The sequence below is a fragment of the Streptomyces sp. NPDC058697 genome, from assembly GCF_042715345.1.
GTDB lineage: Bacteria > Actinomycetota > Actinomycetes > Streptomycetales > Streptomycetaceae > Streptomyces > Streptomyces liliifuscus.
Genome location: NZ_JBHXSU010000061.1, coordinates 1 through 19,185 on the forward strand (window position 1 = coordinate 1; position 19,185 = coordinate 19,185).

Annotated in this window: 18 protein-coding genes; 7 read left to right on the forward strand and 11 right to left on the reverse strand. The window is 70.1% G+C overall.

The features are described 5' to 3' along the window. Nucleotides 1-127: 127 nt before the first annotated feature. The 4 genes from ACFWXQ_RS48380 to ACFWXQ_RS48395 all read right to left on the reverse strand — a co-directional run bounded on the left by ACFWXQ_RS48380 (nt 128) and on the right by ACFWXQ_RS48395 (nt 4,218). Nucleotides 128-1,828: a methylmalonyl-CoA mutase gene (locus ACFWXQ_RS48380; RefSeq protein WP_383954469.1), complete on the reverse strand. Its 1,701-nt coding sequence runs from the start codon at nt 1,826-1,828 to the stop codon at nt 128-130. Nucleotides 1,829-1,931: 103 nt separating this feature from the next. After that, on the reverse strand, nt 1,932-2,270 hold the full coding sequence (locus ACFWXQ_RS48385) for a DUF3817 domain-containing protein (protein ID WP_189845567.1): 339 nt from the start codon (nt 2,268-2,270) through the stop codon (nt 1,932-1,934). A 90-nt stretch (nt 2,271-2,360) separates the two neighbouring features. Continuing rightward, nucleotides 2,361-2,867, reverse strand: a complete 507-nt coding sequence (locus ACFWXQ_RS48390) for a MarR family winged helix-turn-helix transcriptional regulator (protein ID WP_383954467.1) — start codon at nt 2,865-2,867, stop codon at nt 2,361-2,363. Between the two features lie 10 nt (nt 2,868-2,877). After that, nucleotides 2,878-4,218 (reverse strand): MFS transporter, encoded by a 1,341-nt coding sequence (locus ACFWXQ_RS48395; RefSeq protein ID WP_383954466.1) that lies wholly within the window; start codon nt 4,216-4,218, stop codon nt 2,878-2,880. Nucleotides 4,219-4,305: 87 nt separating this feature from the next. Here ACFWXQ_RS48395 and ACFWXQ_RS48400 point away from each other — a divergent pair, with 87 nt between their 5' ends. Both ACFWXQ_RS48400 and ACFWXQ_RS48405 read left to right on the forward strand, forming a co-directional pair. Continuing rightward, nucleotides 4,306-5,289: a DUF5937 family protein gene (locus ACFWXQ_RS48400; RefSeq protein WP_383954464.1), complete on the forward strand. Its 984-nt coding sequence runs from the start codon at nt 4,306-4,308 to the stop codon at nt 5,287-5,289. Nucleotides 5,290-5,421: 132 nt separating this feature from the next. Beyond that, the gene (locus ACFWXQ_RS48405) at nt 5,422-6,438 is read left to right on the forward strand and encodes a glycoside hydrolase family 6 protein (RefSeq protein WP_383954462.1); all 1,017 of its coding nucleotides are present in this window, start codon (nt 5,422-5,424) and stop codon (nt 6,436-6,438) included. Between the two features lie 156 nt (nt 6,439-6,594). On the opposite strand, the gene ACFWXQ_RS48410 is transcribed toward ACFWXQ_RS48405, so the two are convergent. From ACFWXQ_RS48410 to ACFWXQ_RS48425, 4 genes are all read right to left on the reverse strand, one after another. Beyond that, nucleotides 6,595-8,550 carry a galactose oxidase-like domain-containing protein gene (locus tag ACFWXQ_RS48410; RefSeq protein ID WP_383954460.1) on the reverse strand — a complete coding sequence of 652 codons (1,956 nt, stop codon included), beginning with the start codon at nt 8,548-8,550 and terminating at the stop codon, nt 6,595-6,597. A gap of 3 nt (nt 8,551-8,553) precedes the next feature. Further along, nucleotides 8,554-10,380 carry a glycosyltransferase family 2 protein gene (locus ACFWXQ_RS48415; protein WP_383954458.1) on the reverse strand — a complete coding sequence of 609 codons (1,827 nt, stop codon included), beginning with the start codon at nt 10,378-10,380 and terminating at the stop codon, nt 8,554-8,556. 396 nt (nt 10,381-10,776) lie between these two features. Continuing rightward, nucleotides 10,777-11,070 (reverse strand): MTH1187 family thiamine-binding protein, encoded by a 294-nt coding sequence (locus tag ACFWXQ_RS48420; RefSeq protein ID WP_383955028.1) that lies wholly within the window; start codon nt 11,068-11,070, stop codon nt 10,777-10,779. Continuing rightward, complete coding sequence (locus ACFWXQ_RS48425; RefSeq protein ID WP_383955030.1) at nt 11,067-11,411, reverse strand: DUF3817 domain-containing protein; 345 nt, start codon at nt 11,409-11,411, stop codon at nt 11,067-11,069. The genes ACFWXQ_RS48420 and ACFWXQ_RS48425 overlap by 4 nt, the downstream gene beginning before the upstream one ends. Before the next feature lie 239 nt (nt 11,412-11,650). Between ACFWXQ_RS48425 and ACFWXQ_RS48430 the strand changes: the two genes are divergently transcribed. From ACFWXQ_RS48430 to ACFWXQ_RS48445, 4 genes are all read left to right on the forward strand, one after another. After that, nucleotides 11,651-12,283, forward strand: coding sequence for an AIM24 family protein (locus ACFWXQ_RS48430; protein ID WP_055617945.1), 633 nt, complete (start codon nt 11,651-11,653; stop codon nt 12,281-12,283). 1 nt (nt 12,284) lies between these two features. Next, complete coding sequence (locus ACFWXQ_RS48435; protein WP_383955032.1) at nt 12,285-12,935, forward strand: AIM24 family protein; 651 nt, start codon at nt 12,285-12,287, stop codon at nt 12,933-12,935. Next, nucleotides 12,932-13,729 carry an AIM24 family protein gene (locus tag ACFWXQ_RS48440; protein WP_383955034.1) on the forward strand — a complete coding sequence of 266 codons (798 nt, stop codon included), beginning with the start codon at nt 12,932-12,934 and terminating at the stop codon, nt 13,727-13,729. Before ACFWXQ_RS48435 ends, ACFWXQ_RS48440 begins: the two co-directional genes overlap by 4 nt. A gap of 92 nt (nt 13,730-13,821) precedes the next feature. Continuing rightward, nucleotides 13,822-14,298, forward strand: a complete 477-nt coding sequence (locus tag ACFWXQ_RS48445) for a MarR family winged helix-turn-helix transcriptional regulator (protein WP_307521365.1) — start codon at nt 13,822-13,824, stop codon at nt 14,296-14,298. A gap of 180 nt (nt 14,299-14,478) precedes the next feature. Here ACFWXQ_RS48445 and ACFWXQ_RS48450 read toward each other — a convergent pair whose 3' ends face one another. Both ACFWXQ_RS48450 and ACFWXQ_RS48455 read right to left on the reverse strand, forming a co-directional pair. Next, nucleotides 14,479-15,927: an ATP-binding protein gene (locus ACFWXQ_RS48450; RefSeq protein ID WP_383955036.1), complete on the reverse strand. Its 1,449-nt coding sequence runs from the start codon at nt 15,925-15,927 to the stop codon at nt 14,479-14,481. Further along, nucleotides 15,924-16,592 (reverse strand): response regulator transcription factor, encoded by a 669-nt coding sequence (locus ACFWXQ_RS48455; protein WP_383955038.1) that lies wholly within the window; start codon nt 16,590-16,592, stop codon nt 15,924-15,926. Before ACFWXQ_RS48455 ends, ACFWXQ_RS48450 begins: the two co-directional genes overlap by 4 nt. 173 nt (nt 16,593-16,765) lie before the next feature. Between ACFWXQ_RS48455 and ACFWXQ_RS48460 the strand changes: the two genes are divergently transcribed. Then, complete coding sequence (locus tag ACFWXQ_RS48460) at nt 16,766-17,446, forward strand: PepSY domain-containing protein (RefSeq protein WP_383955040.1); 681 nt, start codon at nt 16,766-16,768, stop codon at nt 17,444-17,446. Nucleotides 17,447-17,516: 70 nt separating this feature from the next. On the opposite strand, the gene ACFWXQ_RS48465 is transcribed toward ACFWXQ_RS48460, so the two are convergent. Next, nucleotides 17,517-18,806 carry an MFS transporter gene (locus ACFWXQ_RS48465; protein ID WP_383955042.1) on the reverse strand — a complete coding sequence of 430 codons (1,290 nt, stop codon included), beginning with the start codon at nt 18,804-18,806 and terminating at the stop codon, nt 17,517-17,519. Nucleotides 18,807-19,185 lie beyond the last annotated feature (379 nt).

The following is a 19,185-nucleotide window of genomic DNA, read 5'->3' on the forward strand; positions in this document are numbered from 1 at the left end:
CCTTAAAGGGGCGCGGGGAACTGCGCGACAAGCCCCCACCCACCCGCACCCGACAACACACCCCACGGGGTCTGGGGCGGAGCCCCAGGGGACGGGACGGGTAGGGGCTGCGGGGGCGAGAAAACGGCTAGAACCCGGCCGCTTCCGTGTACTCGCCCCACTCGGCCCGGAGGGCGTCGCAGATGTCGCCGAGGGTGGCCTCGGCCCGCACCGCGTCGAGCATCGGCACAATCATGTTCGCCCCACCCCGCGCGGCAACGACCATCGCGGCCAGAGCATCACGCACGGCCACACCATCCCGCCCGGACCGACGCTCGCCCAGCACCCGAACCTGCTCCCGCTCCACCTCATGCCCGACCCGCAGAATCTCCAAGTCACCAGTGACAGAACCGCGGTGGACATTGACACCCACAACCCGCTTCTCCCCCTTCTCCACCCCCCGCTGGTACCGGAACGCCGACTCCGCGATCTCCCCGGTGAACCACCCGTCCTCGATCCCCCGCAGAATCCCGGACGTGACGGGCCCGATCGGATGCACCCCGTCGGGATGCGCCCGCACCCCCCGCTCCTTGATCTGCTCGAAGATCCGCTCCGCGTCCGCCTCGATCCGGTCCGTCAACTGCTCCACGAACCACGAACCACCCAGCGGATCCGCCACGTTGGCGACCCCGGTCTCCTCCATCAGCACCTGCTGGGTCCGCAGAGCGATCTCCGCGGCCTGCTCACTCGGCAACGCGAGCGTCTCGTCCAGCGCGTTGGTGTGCAGCGAGTTGGTCCCGCCCAGCACCGCCGCCAGCGCCTCCACGGCCGTACGCACCACGTTGTTGTACGGCTGCTGCGCGGTGAGCGAGACACCCGCCGTCTGCGTGTGGAAGCGCAGCCACTGCGCCTTCTCGGACCGCGCCCCGTACACGTCCCGCATCCACCGCGCCCAGATCCGCCGCGCGGCCCGGAACTTGGCGATCTCCTCGAAGAAGTCGACGTGCGCGTCGAAGAAGAAGGAAAGCCCCGGCGCGAAGACATCGACGTCGAGCCCGCGCGACAGCCCCAGCTCCACGTACCCGAACCCGTCCGCCAGCGTGTACGCCAGCTCCTGCGCGGCCGTGGAGCCGGCCTCGCGGATGTGGTAGCCGGAGACGGACAGCGGCTTGTACGCGGGGATCGACGAGGCGCAGTACTCCATCAGGTCGCCGATGAGGCGCAGATGCGGCTCCGGCTGGAAGAGCCACTCCTTCTGCGCGATGTACTCCTTGAAGATGTCGGTCTGGAGCGTGCCGTTGAGCACGGCCGGGTCCACGCCCTGCCGCTCGGCGGCCACCAGGTACATGCAGAAGACCGGGACGGCGGGTCCACTGATCGTCATCGACGTCGTCACGTCACCCAGCGGGATGTCCCTGAACAGGACCTCCATGTCGGCCGCGGAGTCGATCGCGACCCCGCAGTGGCCGACCTCGCCGAGCGAGCGCGGATCGTCGGAGTCGCGCCCCATGAGCGTGGGCATGTCGAAGGCCACGGAGAGCCCGCCCCCGCCGTCGGCGAGGATCTTCTTGTACCGCTCGTTGGTCTGCCCGGCGTTCCCGAACCCGGCGAACTGCCGGATGGTCCACGTCCGCCCTCGGTAGCCGGTCGAGTAGAGCCCCCTCGTGAAGGGGTACTCCCCGGGCCAGCCGATCCGCTCGAACCCGTCGTACGCGTCCCCGGGCCGAGGCCCGTACACGGGCTCCACCGCATCACCGGAGAGTGTGGTGAAGTCCGCCTCCCGCTTGTGCGAGGCGTCGTACCGGGCCTGCCAGCGACGGCGGCCCTCCTCGATGGCGTCAGCGTCCATACCATCAAAATTACTGGGACGCCCCAGTAAACGTCGACGGCAAACCGCCACAGATCGCACCTGTGGCGGTGGGGGGCGGGAGGCGGCTACGCCCGGGACCGCGTCACGCCTTGGCGACCGCGCCCGCGTCCTCCGTGACCTTGGACTCCAGCTCACGGCTGACCTTGCGCTCCACGAAGAAGGCGGCCGTGGGAACGGTGCCCGCGAGCAGCACCCACAGCAGCTTCGGTACCGGCCACTTGGCCTTGGAGCCCAGGTCGAAGGCGAAGACCAGGTAGACGACGTACAGCCAGCCGTGCGCGACGCTGACGACACGCGTGAAGTCCGCGGCGCCGTCCAGGTCGAGCACGTACTTGCCGATCATCCCGAGGACCAACAGGACCAGCAGGACACCGGTGACGTAGGCCATGACGCGGTAGCGGGTCAGCACGCTCTTTTTCATGGCTACGAGCGTAACGACCGGTTCCGCACGATCTTCGGCCGCCCCCGCCCGTCGTCGGGGCCCGGCAAAGAGCCCGCCGCACCGGCGGAGCTACTCGTCGAAGTCGTTCGCCGCCACTCTCAGCGGCCGCAGCATCGCGAAGATCTCCCGGCACTCCTCGGCGTCGTACACGCCGAGGCCGAACTCCATCGCCATCAGGTCGCGGGTGGCGGCGTCGCAGACCTCGCGGCCCTTGTCGGTGATGGAGGCGAGGGTGCCGCGGCCGTCGTTGGGGTTGGGGCGTTTGTCGACGAGGCCGGAGCGGGCGAGGCGGTCCACGGTGTTGGTCACCGACGTCGGGTGCACCATCAGCCGTTCGCCGATCTTGGACATCGGCAGCTCGCCGGCCTTGGAGAAGGTGAGCAGCACCAGGGCCTCGTAGCGCGCGAACGTCAGCTCGTACGGCTTGACGACCGCGTCGACCTCGGCGAGGAGGATCTGGTGCGCGCGCATGATGGAGGTGATCGCGCCCATGGACGGCACGGATCCCCAGCGTTGCTTCCAGTGCTCGTCGGCACGGGCGATGGGATCGAAGGCAAGACTGAGCGGCTTCGGCACGGCAAAGACCCTACCGGCCGGTCATATCGTGGTCAGCCCCGTCTCGCGCTTCGATATTCGCCCCCTTTGCCGCCCTCGTTCCCCGTCCCTTCGCCGGTGCCTTCCCCTCGTCCTCCCGGGCCCCTCCCGTACGCCGTACCTCCACCGCCAGGAGCACACAGCACACGGTCCCCAGCACGCCGACGCCGCCCACGACCGTGCTGACCGCCCAGAACTCGGCGGCCGCCCCGGCGAGCGCCATGCCCACGCCCTGGATCGTCATCAGCCCGGCGGTGTGCACGGTCATGGCCCGCCCGCGCAGTTCCTCGGGCACGGCGTCCACGAACCAGCGGTCGAGCCCGAGGGTGTACGCGCCCGCCGACCCGGCGAGCACCAGCACGAGCAGGATCCAGCCGAGGCCCGGGTGCAGCGGGTAGAGGAGGAGCGGCAGCAGTCCGGCGCCGGCCAGCGGCAGCACGATCCGGGAGCGGGCCGCGGGAGACAGGGCGGCGCCGGCGTACAGCTCCCCCGCGATCGTCCCGACCGGCATCGCGCACATCAGCAGCCCGATCCAGGCCGTGCCGACCCCGATCTCGTCCGCGTACGCGGCGGCCAGCGCCTCCGGCGCCACGACGAACATCGGCGGCACCCACATGAGCAGCAGCAGCGCCCGGATCCGGCGGTCGGCGAGCACCTGCCGGGCGCCGGAGAGCGAGTACCGCACCAGCGCCCCGCCCCCGGCCCGGGCCGGCCTGCGCCGCGTGCCCAGCCGCAGGAGCAGTGCCGAGGCGAGGAAGGTGCCCAGCGTGACGGCCAGCGCCCCGCGCGGGGAGACCACGGTGAGCAGGACACCGCCGAGGCCGAAGCCCACGAGTACGGCACTCTGCGACACGATCCGCAGCAGGGAGCGCCCGAGCACGAACAGGTCGCCGTCCCCGAGGATGTCGGTCAGTGTGGCCATCCGTGTCCCGCTGAACACCGGTGACACGGCGGCGATGACGCACCGCAGCACGAGCAGCGCGGCGACGGGTGTGGCCGGCAGGGCCATCAGCGCCGCGCACCCGGCGCACACCAGGTCGCAGACGACGAGCACCCGCCGCGGCGGGAAACGGTCGGCCACCCCGGACAGCAGCGTGCCGCCCACGAGATAGGGGAGGAAACCCAGCGCGAACACCAGCGCGCTGAGCAGCGGCGACCCCGTCATCTCGTACACGAGCACGGTCAGCGCGATCTCGCTGACGACGACGCCAAGCAGCGAGAGGGCGTGTGCGAGGAACACGGCACGGAACTCGCGTACGGCGAAGACGGGACCGTAACCGGTCCTCTCGGGGGTGGGCAGCGTCGACGTGCCTCTGTTGTTCTCTTCCGGCATGTCCCGCAGCGTGCCTGCGCAGGGGCCGTCCGCCGTAGAGTTTCGGTGTCAGCCGAATCTTCGGGACCGACCGTGGCGGGAGGGCCCGTGCCGTTCCATCTGCACTTCGGCGAGGACGACCTCCTGAGGTGCCGCTTCGCGGTGTCCCCGCTGTGGGAGACCCAGGAGGCGGTCCGCACCCTCAACCGCCCCGAGCGGCACGGGTATCACGCGCACTGGCTCCGTCGTACGCGTTCGGCGGCCGCGCAGCTCGACCTGACGCCCCTGTGGCTGCTGATGCCCCGGCGCGGACACACCCCGGACTGGCTGGGGCCTCCCCCGCTCGGCCCCTCGGCCACGTTCGACGAGGAGATCGCGGCGGTCCGCGGTGCCGATCCCGAGGCGGCCCGCGAGGACACCGCACTGTCGCTGGCGGACACCCCGGGCGCCCTCGAATCCCCGCGCGGGCGCGCCCTGCTGGCCGATCCGGTCCGCATGATCCAGGAGGTGACCGACCTGCTGGCGGCGGCCTGGCGTGCGCTCGTCGAGCCCGACTGGCCACGGCTGCGCGCCCTCCTGGAGGCCGACGTGGTCTTCCACTCGCGGCGCCTGGCCGAGGTGGGCCTAGGCGGGCTGCTGTCCGAGCTGGACCGGCGGCTCGCCTGGGACGCGAGCACGCTCACGATCGACGTGAAGGGCGAGCACGTACGCGAACTCGGCGGCCAGGGCCTGGTGTTGATGCCCAGCGTCTTCTCCTGGCCGAACGTGGTGAGCGGCTTCGAACCGCCCTGGCAGCCGACGCTGGTCTACCCGGCGCGCGGCATCGGGGGCCTGTGGGCCGAGCCGTCCGACCGCACGCCCGAGGCGCTCGCGGCGATCCTCGGCCGCGGCCGGGCCGCCGTCCTGACCGCACTCGACGACCCCGCCACCACGACGGGCCTCGCGCACCGCCTCGGCCTCGCGCCCTCGTCGGTGTCGGCGCATCTGTCGGCGCTGCGCAACGCGGGCCTGCTCGTCTCGCGCCGATACGGACATCAGGTGCTGTACGAGAGGACGCCGCTGGGCATCGCGCTGGCGTCGGGCGGCGCCTGACGCCCCGACAGCAGCCCGCAGGAGCGCGACAGGAGGCGGCTGCCCACGGTGTCGCACCCCTGCCGGTCAAGTCCGTTATGTCACGATAGTCGGACATGGTCACTGACCGTCACCTTCGCCCAAGGGGGCAGGATGTTCCGGCAGACCCGTACCCGTACCCTCGCGGCGCTCGCCGTGCTCGGACTCGCGGCGGGCTGCTCGTCCGCGCCCGAGGCCGACCCGAGCACCGCCGCCCGTGAGACGTCCCCGCCGGCGAGCCCCGCCGCCGGTTCCCCGTTCTGGGTCGACCCGGCGAGCCCCGCGGCCCAGCAGGTACAGCGGTGGGAACAGCAGGGGCGCGAGCGCGACGCCCGGCTCCTGAAGCTCATCGCGGACCGGCCCGCCGCCATCTGGCCCTCGGCCGAGCGCCCCGAGCCGAAGATCAGGGAGGCGACCGCGGCGGCGGCCCGGGAGGGGCGTACCGCGGTCTTCGTCGCGTACGACATCCCGCACCGCGACTGCGGACAGCACTCGGCGGGCGGGGCGTACGGCGCGGACGCCTACCGGGATTGGATCGACCGGTTCGCGCGGGCCATCGGCGACAGCGAGGCCCTGGTGGTGCTGGAGCCGGACGCGGTCGCGCACATCGTGGACGGCTGCACCCCGGGCGAGTACCACGCCGAGCGCGAGCAGATGCTCACCGAGGCGATCGTGCGGCTGAAGCGGCAGCCGCGGACGAAGGTGTACCTCGACGCGGGCAATCCGGCCTGGATCCGGGAGTCGTGGAAGCTGGTCGAGCCTCTGAAGCGCGCGGGCGTCGCGAACGCCGACGGGTTCGCCCTGAACGTCTCCAACTTCCAGACGGACGAGACGACCAAGGAGTACGGCCGCCGGCTCTCGCAGGACCTCGGCGGCAAACACTTCGTCGTGGACACCAGCCGCAACGGCAACGGCCCGCTGGACGGCGACCCCTCCCAGGCCTGGTGCAACCCGCCGGGCCGGGCCCTGGGCACCCCGCCCACCAAGAAAACCGGCGACCCCCTCGTGGACGCCTACCTCTGGATCAAACGCCCCGGCGAGTCGGACGGCCAGTGCCGCGGCGGCCCATCAGCGGGCCAATGGTGGGCCGACTACGCCCTGGCCCTGGCCCGCAACTCCAGCACCCCATAAGGACCGCGGCGAACGGCGCCCCATAAGGGGCGCGGGGAACGGCGCAGTCTTTTGGCTTTCAGGGGCGCGGGGAACGGCGCCCCATAGGGGGCGCGGGGAACTGCGCGACCAGCCCCCACCCACCCGCAGACAAAGAACCGTGGCCCAAGCGGAGCGCTACCGCACCTGGACCCACTTCGCCTCCGACGAAGTCCCCTCCGTGTCCGTCACGAACAGCATGTACCAGCCGGGCGGCACCAGCGTCCGGTCCTTCGGTACGTCCACGGTGACCGAGTCCTTCGTCTTGCTGAGCCCGAGCGCAATGGACCGCTGCTCGACGTCCGTCGTGTGCGTGACCGCGCTGGGCCGCATCAGACGGGCGTTCACGATCCGGTCCGGATTCCGGGTCGCGAAGGTCGCGCGGCCCTCGCCGTCGACCTCCTGCGGACCGTCGCCCAGCACGGGACGGGTCTTCGCGTTCTTGTGCAGGGTGGGCGGGGTGTAGATCTCCATGCGCTGCTCGAAGTGGCCGAGCTTGGTGTTCTGCTGGTCGTCGAAGAGCGGGTCGGAGCCGAACGTGGCGATCCGGCCGTCGGGCAGCAGCAGCGCCTCCGAGTGGTAGTTGCGGCCGACCCTGGGCGAGGCCGCCGAACGGAAGGAGTTGGACTTCGGGTCGTAGAACTGCGCCTTGAGGATGTTGCTTGCGCTGCGCCCGCGGTAGTCCGAGGAGCCGTTGGACGTGAACACCGAGTCGTCCGGCATGATCACGCTGTTCAGATAGCGGGTGCCCTGCGGAAGGTCGGGGCCGTCCTCGAAGACGGGGCTGTCCTTCTTGAGGTCGATGACCGCCGTGCGCGAGGTCGCCTTCTTGGACTCGCCGACGCCTCCGCCGCCGAGGATCATCACCTTCTGGTCCTGGGCCGGGGGCAGCAGCAGGGACGCCGACGTCTCCGTCTGGTCGAGGTCGCTCAGCCCCGGGACCTTCTCGAACTTGTTGGTCTTCAGATCCCACAGGCCGGGTTCGCGGCCCATGGTGGCGGGCCCGTAACCGGCGTTCGAGGCCGGGTAGAAGAGCTTGCCGCCCTTGGTGAGGAAGAGGGCGGGATAGGTCGGGAAGTAGTGCTTGGGGCCCGGGGTCCACTTCTTGGTCTTCGGGTCGTAGATCTCGTTGTCGCCCGGGTCGATCACCCCGACGTCGTCGAGCCCGGAGACCGCGAGCACCCGCCCGTCCTCCAGACCGACCAGCGTCGGATACCAGCGGGCCTTCTCCATCGGCGCGACCGGCACGTACTTCTCCGCCGTCGGGTCGAACTCGTACGCGGCCTTGATCCCCTGGAAGTCCTGCTTGTCCATGGTGATCTTCTCGGAGAGGCCGTACGTGTTGGCCGCCTCCTTGCCCTTCAGGCCGACGATCTCGTACTGGGCCTGCTTGCCCGTGACCGACCGCTGCCCCAGCTCGGTGGCCTCGACGAAGACCCGGGCCTCGCTCGCGGTGACCTTCGTCTTCCAGGGCTGCATCACACCGGCCCTGTTGTACGTGATCTCCTGCGTGCGCTTGGCCTTGGGGACGGTGACGTCGAACCTGCTGACGTACTCCACCCCGGTCGGCGAACGGAACCGGGTGCCCTTCTTGAGGACGACCGGCCTGTCCGGGTTCTCGTTCTTCACACGCATACCGCCGCCGGCCCGGTCGACCTCGCCGTCCAGCAGCTCGTAGCGGGCCGTGCCGCCGGCCACCAGCATTCTGCCGCTGGGGAGTTGGGCGTGCCCGGCGCAGAAGAAGTCGTCCGGGGTGGGGATCTTCTTGAAGGTGTCGGTCCTCGGGTCCCACAGGACGGTGTCGAAGGAGCCCTTGTCGAACTTCTTCTGCTCGTTGCCGGAGCCCGCGACGATCAGCACCTTGCCGGTGTGCAGGAGCGCCGCGTGGATGGCGTTGGTGCGGAACTCCCTGGGAATGTCCAGGTGCTTCCAGGAGCCGTACTTCGCCTTGTAGCCGGGCTGGGCGATCTTGTACTCGTAGTACTGCTCCGAGGCGAAGCCGATCGCGGCCGGGGCGTTGAGTCCGGCGAGCAGCGCGACGCCACCTATGCCGAGCAGCCTCTTCTGGGCCTTCTTCGAAGGGCGATAGGCCATGGCCTAGTTACCTCCTGTCGTACCGCTGGAGACCGTCCCGCTGGGGAGCGAGCCACTGGGAAGCGTGCCGCCGGCGCTGAAGACCGGCGCGGGCGGGGCGGGTGCCGGCTCGCTGTCCGCGACCCGGGCGACCGCGGGTGCGACGCGCTGCCTGGCCCGGCGTTCCTGGAACCGGGTGCCGAGCCACACGCCGACCGGGGCGAGGGAGATGGCCAGGGCGAGGACCGCCCAGGTGCGCATGGCCGCGTGCGTGTGTCCGAGGACGAACGACGCCACCAGCGAGGCCGTCAGGACGGCCGCCCAGAACAGGTGGATCCGGAAGGTCAGCACCCGGTCGGGGCTGGCGCCGCCGCCCTTCGGGGTGACCACGAAACGGCTGGGACGGCGGACCACGGCCGCGCCGAGCGACTTGAGGTAGATCGGCGCGGAGAGGGCCGACATCGCCATGCCGGCGAGGCCCCCCGAACCCTCCGGTTCGTGCGGGGAGACGTTGTGCCGCCGGTTCCAGAGATAGAGGCCGATCTGGAGGGCGGCCGCGTCGCTGTAGAGCATCAGCCACATGGAGGCGGCGACCTGGGTGCCGGACGCGCCGAACCACAGGAACAGCACGCAACTGAGAATGCCCAGCAGCCAGTTGACGGCCGTCATCGGGTAGTAGACGAGCATCATCGTGTACGAGAACAGCCGGCCGGGCGGCATCGTGAAGGGTGCCTTCCAGTACTGCTTGAACACCGTCTCGTACGTGCCGCGCGACCAGCGCATCTGCTGGGTGAAGAAGTCCGTCCACGACTCGGGGCCCTCGCCCACGGCCAGCACGTCGGGGGTGTAGACGGACTCCCAGTGGTGACCGGTCCTCGGGTTCTTGCTCCGGTGCAGTTCGAACCCGGTGGCCATGTCCTCGGTGATGGAGTCGTACAGCCCGCCGACCTGCCGGACGGCCGCCATCCGTACGACGTTGTTGGTGCCGACGAACATGGGGGCGCGGTAGCGGTTGCCTGCGCGCTGGATCAGGGCGTGGAACAGGAACTGCTGGGACTCGGCCGCCTTGGTGACCGGAGTGGTGTAGTTGCCGTACACCTGCGGGCCCACGACGAACGCGACGTCCGGGTCACGGAAGTAGCCCATCATCCGCTCCAGGAACTCGGGGAGCGGGATGTGGTCGGTGTCGACGGAGGCGAAGTAGTCGTACTCGCCGCCGTGCATCGCGATCCACGCGTTGTAGTTGCCGTGCTTCGTACGGGCCTTGTGGACGCCCTTGGCCCTGTTCCACTCGGGGACGCCGTTGCGGGTGAAGTGGCGTACGCCCAGTTCCACGCAGAGGGCCTTGGCCTGTTCGTCGTCGCCCTCGTCGAGGAGCCAGACGTCCAGGGGGCCGGGGTGGGTGACGCGGACGGCGCCTTCGAGGGTGGCGCGGACCATGGAGAGGGGTTCCTTGCCCGGGACGTACGTGGTGAGGAAGGCGACCCGGGTTCCGCCCTCGGGGGTCACGGGGACCGGGTCCCTGGCGACCATGGTGGCGTGGGCGATGGACACCACGTTGACGACCATGAACAGCTCGATCAGGCCGATGGATATGAGCATCGCGATGTCGAGGCCGACCAGCCAGCGGGTGCCGCCCTCTCTGGCGACCCAGTGGGTCGGCCAGACCAGGTAGACCAGGAGCAGCCCCGTGAGCAGCGGGGCGAACGTCATGAGCAGGACGGCTCGTATTCGGTGTGGCTCGCGCGACAGGAGCTTTGTGTACTGCACCCGGTACGCGGTGCCGGACGGCTCCGTGAGCGGTCCGGCCAGTTGGCTGTGTCTGTCGTAGTCGTAGCCCTCCGGCCGCACAGCGCCCTCCAGTGATCGAACGAGCCGATACCCACACAAAAGTGGCTTTTGGTCGGCGTGTCGAACGGAGGGGGTCCAGTTGGGGGGGGTGGAGGGGGCGGGGCTTCATCGATTCGGCTGCGGCTGATTGGGGGCTTGTCGCGCAGTTCCTCGCGCCCCTAAAAGACTGCGCAGTTCCCCGCGCCCCTGGGCGGATTGGGGCGCGGGTTCGTCTTCAAGTGGGGGGCGCGCCCCTTCAGGGGCGCGGGGAACTGCGCGAGCAACCCAAGACGACCGGCACGCGACAACCCGGCCTCGGCCACCGATCTCCAGGGGCGCGGGGAACTGCGCGACAAGCCCCCACCACCCCGCACCCACCACACAACCCGCGGAAGCGAGCAGGACAAGACAGAGCGGCTACACCGCCAGGTGTCGCTCCACCGTGTCGACCTTGGACGTCAGCCCATCAGTCACCCCAGGCCGAATGTCCGCCTTGAGAACGAGCGACACCCGAGGAGCCCGCTCCTCCACCACGGCGACGGCCCGCTTCACCACGGCCATCACCTCATCCCACTCACCCTCAACAGAGGTGAACATCGCGTCAGTGCGGTTCGGCAACCCCGACTCCCGCACAACCCGAACGGCGTCGGCGACGTACTCGCCCACGTCCTCGCCGACACCCAGCGGCGTCACGGAGAAGGCGACGATCATGCGTTGACGATCCCCTCGTTGCGGGCGCGGGACGCGATGAGCGCGCTCTCGGCCTCACGCTTGAGCTTGCGCTCGGCGAAGAAGCCGCCGGCCGGCAGCACGGAGAGCACGAAGTAGAGGGCCGCGGTCTTCAGGTCCCACTTGGCACGGTTCCAGGCGTCGGCCCAGAAGATCAGGTACAGGATGAAGAGGATGCCGTGGACCATGCCCATCACGGGCACCGCGTTGAAGTCCGTCGTCCGCTTCAGCACCGAGCAGACCAGCAGCAGGAGGAAGGAAACGGCCTCGGGGGCCGAGACCAGACGGAGACGACGGAGGGCGGAGGCGGTCTTGATGTCCACGAGTCACCTTCGGTGGGAGGAGTCTGGGGTGGATTCGGAAGGGGTGTAGGTGCCGTGCCGACGCTTTGTGAACGCACGCACAAGCTTTCCCATTGAAACATCCTGACCCCTGTCGTCCGTCCTCGGGGTCGGAACCCGCGGAACCCGGCCGACCGGACCCCGAGGTGTTTTCAGGGACGGATCATCCCGAAGGATCTGTTCGGCGACCAGGCCCGACGGCTACCGTCTTCGTCGTGGCGATGTTCCGACTCCAAGGCAGCAAGGTGCTGGCCGTCGACATGACCGGCGACGCCGTGAAGGCGAAGAACGGGTCGATGGTGGCGTACGACGGTCAGATGGCCTTCAAGAAGCTCAGCGGCGGTGGCGAGGGGATCCGCGGCATGGTGACGCGCCGGATCACCGGTGAGCAGATGACCCTCATGGAGGTGAAGGGGCAGGGAACCTGCTGGTTCGCCGACCGGGCCAGCGAGATCAACCTCGTGAACCTCCAGGGCGACAAACTCTTCGTCGAGTCGAGCAATCTGCTCGCGACCGACTCCGGCCTGCGCACGGGCACGTCCTTCACCGGGCTCAGGGGTGCCTCACAGGGCAACGGGCTGTTCACGACGACCATCGAGGGGCACGGCCAGGCGGCGATCATGTCGGACGGTCCTGCCGTGGTGCTCCGGGTGAGCTCGCAGTATCCGCTGACCGTCGACCCGGGGGCGTACATCGCCCATCAGGGCAATCTGCGGCAGTCCTTCCAGTCCGGTGTGACGTTCCGCACGTTCATGGGCGAGGGCGGCGGCGAGGCCTTCCAGATCCGCTTCGAGGGCGACGGCGTCGTGTACGTACAGCCCAGTGAGCGCAACTCGATCGCGGGAGATGTGTGACATGCCCTTCCGTGAGATCAACTCGAAGATGATCGAGGCCACGGTCATGCCGGGGCAGCGGCTGTTCAGCCAGCGCGGCGCGATGCTCGCCTACAAGGGCGAGGTGTCCTTCACGCCCAACATGCAGGGCGGCCAGGGCGGCCTCATGTCGATGATCGGACGGCGGGTGGCCGACGAGGCGACCCCGCTGATGACCGTCGAGGGCTCCGGCACGGTCCTGTTCGGGCACGGCGGCCACCACATCCAGGTGATCGGCCTCACCGGCGAGACCCTGTACGTGGAGGCGGACCGGCTGCTCGCCTTCGACGGCACCCTGGAGCAGGGCACGATGTTCATGGGCTCGCAGGGCGGCGTCATGGGCATGGTCCGCGGCCAGGTGACGGGGCAGGGTCTGTTCACCACGACCCTCAAGGGACACGGCAGCGTCGCCGTCATGGCGCACGGCGGGGTCATCGAGGTGCCGATCAGCCCGCAGCGCCCGGTGCATATCGACCCGCAGGCGTACGTCGCCCACCACGGGGACGTACGCAACAAGCTGTCCAGCGCGCTCGGTCTGCGCGATCTGGTGGGCCGCGGCTCGGGCGAGGCGTTCCAGCTGGAGCTGACCGGGAGTGGTGCGGTGTTCGTGCAGGCGTCGGAGGAGAAGCTGTGACCACCTACCCGGGCACGGGCCCCGTGATCCACGACCCGTCGACCCTGCCGGTCGACGACAACGTGAACGCGTACACCTTCTGCGTGGAGCTCAAGGGGAGCGAGTGGTTCCTGCAGAAGGGCAAGATGATCGCCTACTACGGCTCGATGGAGTTCAACGGCATCGGGCACGGTCGTCTCGACCGGCTGGTGCGGACGAGTTTTCATTCGCCGTTGCACGCGAGCGACTGGGTCGTGGCCTCAGGATCGGGCAAGATGCTCCTCGCCGACCGGGCCTTCGACGTGAACTCCTTCGACCTGGAGGAGGGCAACCTGACCATTCGCTCGGGCAACCTCCTCGCTTTTCAGCCAAGTCTCGCGCTGAAGCAGTCGATCGTGCCGGGCTTCCTCACGCTGATCGGGACGGGCAAGTTCGTGGCCGCGTCGAACGGTCCCGTGGTGTTCATGGAGCCCCCGATCCGGGTCGATCCGCAGGCCCTGGTCGGCTGGGCCGACTGTCCCTCGCCGTGCCACCACTACGACCACGGGTACATGACAGGCCTGATGGGCGGTCTACGTGCACTGACGGGCCTGGGAGGGGCCTCCGGGGAGGAGCACCAGTTCGAGTTCGTGGGCGCCGGCACGGTACTGCTCCAGTCCAGCGAGGCCCTGATGGCGGAGCAGGCCGCGGGCGCGGTACCGAACCAGGCCGGAGTGCCGGGTGGCGGCGGGGCACCCGGCCAGCAGGGACAGCAGGCCGGCGCACCGCGCCTTCCCGGACAGCTGGGAGACCTCCAGCGTCGCTTCGGGCTGTGAGCGGTAGTCTGCGGAGTGTGACGTCGAACGTGTGCGCGCCGTCACGCAACCCTCACTAGTTCCCTTTTCAACATCTTAGGTAGAATTCATACATGGAGACCGAGACGGCCACTCGCTGGCTGACCGATGCGGAGCAGTGCGCCTGGCGCACCCACCTGGAGGTCAACAGGCTGTTGACGTATCAGCTCGAGAAGGACCTCCAACCGTTCGGCCTGACGATGAACGACTACGAGATCCTGGTGAACCTCTCCGAGTCGGAGGGCGTACGGATGCGGATGAGCGACCTCGCGTCCGCCACCCTCCAGTCCAAGAGCCGCCTCTCCCACCAGATCACCCGCATGGAGAACGCGGACCTGGTCAGGCGCGAGAACTGCGAGTCCGACCGCCGTGGGCTGTACGCCGTGCTCACGGACCACGGCATGGAGACGATGAAGAAGGTCGCGCCTCATCATGTGGCGTCCGTGCGGCGACACTTCATCGACCTCCTCTCACCGGAGGCCCTGGAAGAACTCCACAAGTCCCTGACCCCGATCGCCGAGCACCTGCGGGGCCAGCGGGGGCGTTCGTAACGCACGAAGAGACCGCCCTGAAGGGGCGCGGGAAACGGCGCAGTCTCTTAGGGCCGCGGGGGATGGCGCAGTCCCTTAGGGGAGCGGGGAACGGCGCAATCTTTAGGGGCGCGGGGAACGGCGCAATCTTTTAGGGGAGCGGGGAACTGCGCGACCAGCCCCCACCGGCCCGCAGGTCCATCACCGTCCTCCCAGCGGAACGGGCAGGCGGAGCTCGAACAGAGCTCCGCCTCCCGGCGCGTCCCGCACTCTGAGCGACCCACCGTGCCGGACGGCAACATCGCGGGCGATGGCGAGGCCGAGACCGGCTCCGCCGTCGTCACGCGTACGAGCCTCGTCGAGCCGCACGAACCGCTCGAAGACCCGCTCGCGCTCGGCGGCGGGCACGCCCGCACCGTCGTCGGCGACCCCCAGGACCGCCCACTCCCCCGAGCGCCGCACGGTCACGGCGACCGAGGTCCGCGTGTGCCGCTGCGCGTTGTCCAGCAGATTGCCGAGCACCCGCGACAGCTGACCGCGGGATCCGCTCACTTCCACGGCGTCCGCGTCCATGTCCGCGTCCACGGACACCTCGACCCGGTCCCCGACCCGCTGCCCCGCCTCCTCGCGGACGAACGCCGCCAGGTCCAGACGCGCGTCCGGCGACCGCTCCCCCGCGTCCAGCCGGGCGAGCAGCAACAGGTCGGCGGCGAGCCGCTGCAGCCGTACGGTGTCCTCGACGGCCCCGTCCACGTCCAGCAACTCCGGGTGTGCGGCGCCCACTTCGAGCTGGGTGCGCAGTGAGGCAATGGGGCTGCGCAGCTCGTGAGAGGCATCGGCGACGAACGCGCGCTGCCGCTCCACCGAGGCCTCCAGGGCGGCGAGCGTCTCGTTCGTCGTACGGGCGAGGCGTGCGACCTCGTCGTGGGTGGCGGGCTCGGGGACGCGCCGCGAGAGGTCCTCGGAGGCCGTGATGGCGGCCATCTCGGCCCGGATCCCCTCCACGGGGCGCAGGGCCCGCCTGGTGACGACGTACGTCACCCCGCTGACCGTCACCAGCAGCACGGGCAGGCCGATCAGCATCGTGGTCAACGCCGTGCCGACGGCGCCCTGTTCGGCGGAGAGCGGGGCGCCCGCGTAGACGGTGAGCGGGACACCTCCCTTCGTGACCACGTCGACCCCGGCGAACCGATAGTCGTCCGTCTCGCCCTCGACGGTCGCGGTGCCCTCGCCGTACCAGCTCTCGTCGGCGATGTCGCCCGGGCCGAGATCGTCCTCCTCGTCGGCGACTCCCTCGTCCGTGTCACCGGCGTCGTCATTGGCGACGGAGTTCAGCCGGTCCGAGGCCCTGGCTGTCACGCTCATGCCCTCGACGTCCTCGCCGGAGGCGACGGCCTTCCCCTTCCGGTCCAGGACCTCGACGGGGTTCTCGTCGCCGTCCGGCAGGTCGAGATCGTTGTACGCGAGTCCGTTGGACAGTGCCGAGGCGGCGTTGCGGGCCACCGAGTCGGCCTCGGCGTCCGCCCGGTCGATGAGGCTGGCCCGCAGCGCGAGCAGCACGGCGGCGCCCGCGGCGACCAGGGCGATGGCCACGACGAGGGTCGCGGCGAGCGTGGCGCGGGCCCGCACCGATCCCATGCGCCGCCTCACGCCCGCGCCTCCAGTCTGTATCCCGCCCCGCGTACGGTCCTGATGAGCTCCGGGCCGAGCTTGCGGCGCAGGGTGCTGATGTAGACCTCGACGATGTTCGGGTCGCCCTCGTACGCGAAGTCCCAGACGTGCTCCAGGATGTCGGCCTTCGACACGACCTCCCCGGCCCGCACGACGAGCTGTTCGAGGACGGAGAACTCCTTGGTGGTCAGGGTGATCTCGTCGTCCGCGAGGAACACGCGCCGGGCGGCGGTGTCGACCTTCAGGTTCCCGGCCTCGTACACGGGCGAGGCTCCGCCCAACGGACCGCGCCGGCGCAGCAGCGCCTTCACCCGGGCGACGAGGACGACGTACGAGAACGGCTTGGTCAGATAGTCGTCGGCACCCGTGTCCAGGCCCTCGGCCTCGTCGTACTCGCCGTCCTTGGCGGTGAGCATCAGGATCGGCACGTCGTGTCCCGCGGCACGCAGGGCGCCGCACACGCGGTAGCCGTTCATGCCGGGCAGCATGATGTCGAGGATGACGAGGTCGTACGAGCCCTCGCCGGCCATGTGCAGCCCCTCCAGGCCGTCGTGGACCACGTCCACGGCGTACCCCTCGGCCGTCAGGCCCTTGGCGAGCGACAGGGCGAGCCGCTTTTCGTCCTCCACGATCAACAGGCGCATGGGCCAAGAGTCGCAAACCGAACCTGAAGAAACCTTCAGGAGGCTTCAGGTCGGCTTCAGCGTCGGTCGCCCACATTGGTTCCTGTCGAACAGCAGACGAGGCGGACAAGCCAGCTGCAACCGGCGACACCATCCGTTACTGGTTGCAACCAGTCGCATTCTGGAGGAACCCCATGAAGCGCAACATCGTCATCGCCACCATCGCGGCCGCAGCCCTGATCGGCGGCGGCACCGCGACCGCCCTCGCGGTCTCGGGTGACGAGGAGGCGCCGGCGAAGAAGTCCGACGTGCGGGTGTCGAACGACGACACCGCCCGTGACGACGACGCCAACGTGAACGACACGGACGACAACGACGCGGACGACAAGGCCGACGCGGCCGAGGACAAGGCCGAGAACGCCGCCGACGCCAAGGTCGCGCGGGTCGATGCCGCCGACGCGATCAAGGCGGCGCTGAAGGACACGAACGGCACGGCGGTCTCGGCCGACCTGGACGACGAGGGCACCAAGCACGTGTGGGACGTGGACATCCTCACCAACGGCGGCGCCTGGCACAGCGTCCAGGTCGACCCCGCCACCGGCAAGGTCGTCGGCTCCCACGTCGACCGGGACGACGACGGTGACGACGCCGCCGAGACCGCGCAGATCCGTGCCGCCCTGAAGGGCAGCTCCGTCACCGCCGCCGAGGCCGCGGAGGCCGGCGCCGCCAAGGGCACGGTGACCTCCGTCGACCTCGACGAGGAGAGCACGGACAAGGCCTGGGAGGTCGACACCACCGCCGCGAACGGCACGGGCAGCGACTGGAGGGTCGACTCCGGCTCCGGCAAGATCACGGCGGACCGCTCGAACGACTGACGTTTTCTCCGCCCTCCCAGGGACTACAGCTACAGGTAAGGGCACCCGGCAACGGGTGCCCTTGTCGGCGTCAGCGGGCTTGTTCCGCCGCGCCGGCTTCCTGCTCCTGCTCCTGCTCCTGCTCCTGCTCCTGCTCCTGCGGCAGTGCGACGCGGGGGTGGCGGGTGCTCACTCCGACGGCGGCGGCCGCGAGCAGTGCCGCCCCGCCGGCCAGGGCGAACCCCGCCCCCACGGGCAGGTGGCCCACCAGCAGGCCCCCGGCCGCCGCGCCCATCGAGATGCCCGCGTTCACCGCGGTGTTGACCCAGGCACCGGCCTGGACCCGGGCGCCCGGCGCCGCGGACTCGTCGGCCACCAGATACGCGGTGGTCAACGCCGGGGCGACGAAGAACCCGGCGCACACGGCGGCGCCGGCGAGCGTGAGGAGGCCCGGGGCGAGCCCGGCGACGGCCAGGGCCAGGCCGAGGCCCGCCGTCAGCACCTGCAGTCGCACCCGGGCTCCGGCGCGCCAGTCGACCGCGCCGTACAGCAGCCCGCCCACGGCACTCCCGGCCGACAGCGCGGCGAAGATCCACGCCACGACGTCGTCCCCGTGGCCCCGCTGCTCGGCGAAGGCCAGCACCAGCAGGTCGACGGCGCCGAGCGAGAGCCCGACGCCGGCGGCCACGACGACGGGCTGGACGAGCCCGCGCTCGATGCGCATCCGCACGCGAGCCCGCGCCTGTACGTGTGAGGCTTGTACTTGTCCGGCGATGCTCTTCACGACGGGTGAGGTGACGAACGCCAGCGTGCCGATGCCCACCAGCAGGCCGCTGATGGCGACTCCGGCGGCCGGGGGCGCGAACTGTACGACCACTCCCACCAGCAGTGGCCCCGAGACGAACAGCAGTTCCTCGGCGACGCCGTCCAGGCTGTACGCGCGCTGCAACAGCCGTCGGTCGGTGACGAGTTCGCCCCAGACGGCCCGCATGGTGGGGCCGAGGGGCGGGGTGCAGGCGCCCGCGGCGACGGCGACCGCGCCGAGGAGGGCTGCGGGTGCGCCGGGGCGCCAGGTCGCCGCGGCGAGTGTGCCGAGCAGGCCCGCGTACAGCGCGGCCATCGGCAGCAGTGCGCGGCGCGGGCCGTGGCGGTCGACGAGGCCCGCCCTCAGGGGCGACAGGAACACGCTCGCGGCGCCGAAGAGCGCCATGACGGTTCCTGCGGCGGCGTACGAGCCGGTGGCGCGGCTCACCGCCAGCAGTACGGCGAGCGCGACCATGCCGTACGACAGCCTGCCCAGCAGGGCGGCTGTGAAGGTTCGGGTGGCGTGGGGCGTGCGGAGTACCGCGGCGTACGAAGGCCGCGTTGAAGACGCAGACATGCGAGGGGTTCCTCAGAAAGAGGGCGCCGCCGGGGTGGGCGTGCGCCCGGGCAACGGGGACGCCTGTGCTCCGCGACGGCGACGCCTACCGCGCTGCCGATCGCGGGCCGAGACGGGCCCTACGCCAAGAGAAGGAACACGCACCCGAAGCTACCAGCGCCCCGGGACCACCAACAGACCTTTCCTCGCCCCCGCCGCCCCTACCCATTCCCGTCCCCTGGGGCTCCGCCCCGGACCCCGTGGGGTGCGATTTCGGGTGCGGGCCGGTGGGGGCTTGTCGCGCAGTTCCCCGCGCCCCTTTAAGGGGCGCGGGGAACTGCGCAGTCTTTTGGGGGTTCGGGGGCGAAGCCCCTGAGTCAGGGACGGGAATGGGTAGGGG

Excerpts from the sequence above, each read along its gene's own strand:
- ACFWXQ_RS48420 (WP_383955028.1), bottom strand. The coding sequence starts at position 11,070 with ATGATCGTCGCCTTCTCCGTGACGCCGCTGGGTGTCGGCGAGGACGTG.
- ACFWXQ_RS48460 (WP_383955040.1), top strand. The coding sequence starts at position 16,766 with ATGAAGCGCAACATCGTCATCGCCACCATCGCGGCCGCAGCCCTGATC.
- ACFWXQ_RS48455 (WP_383955038.1), bottom strand. The coding sequence starts at position 16,592 with ATGCGCCTGTTGATCGTGGAGGACGAAAAGCGGCTCGCCCTGTCGCTC.
- ACFWXQ_RS48380 (WP_383954469.1), bottom strand. The coding sequence starts at position 1,828 with ATGGACGCTGACGCCATCGAGGAGGGCCGCCGTCGCTGGCAGGCCCGG.
- ACFWXQ_RS48410 (WP_383954460.1), bottom strand. The coding sequence starts at position 8,550 with ATGGCCTATCGCCCTTCGAAGAAGGCCCAGAAGAGGCTGCTCGGCATA.
- ACFWXQ_RS48385 (WP_189845567.1), bottom strand. The coding sequence starts at position 2,270 with ATGAAAAAGAGCGTGCTGACCCGCTACCGCGTCATGGCCTACGTCACC.
- ACFWXQ_RS48405 (WP_383954462.1), top strand. The coding sequence starts at position 5,422 with ATGTTCCGGCAGACCCGTACCCGTACCCTCGCGGCGCTCGCCGTGCTC.
- ACFWXQ_RS48435 (WP_383955032.1), top strand. The coding sequence starts at position 12,285 with ATGCCCTTCCGTGAGATCAACTCGAAGATGATCGAGGCCACGGTCATG.
- ACFWXQ_RS48465 (WP_383955042.1), bottom strand. The coding sequence starts at position 18,806 with ATGTCTGCGTCTTCAACGCGGCCTTCGTACGCCGCGGTACTCCGCACG.
- ACFWXQ_RS48430 (WP_055617945.1), top strand. The coding sequence starts at position 11,651 with ATGTTCCGACTCCAAGGCAGCAAGGTGCTGGCCGTCGACATGACCGGC.
- ACFWXQ_RS48395 (WP_383954466.1), bottom strand. The coding sequence starts at position 4,218 with ATGCCGGAAGAGAACAACAGAGGCACGTCGACGCTGCCCACCCCCGAG.
- ACFWXQ_RS48445 (WP_307521365.1), top strand. The coding sequence starts at position 13,822 with ATGGAGACCGAGACGGCCACTCGCTGGCTGACCGATGCGGAGCAGTGC.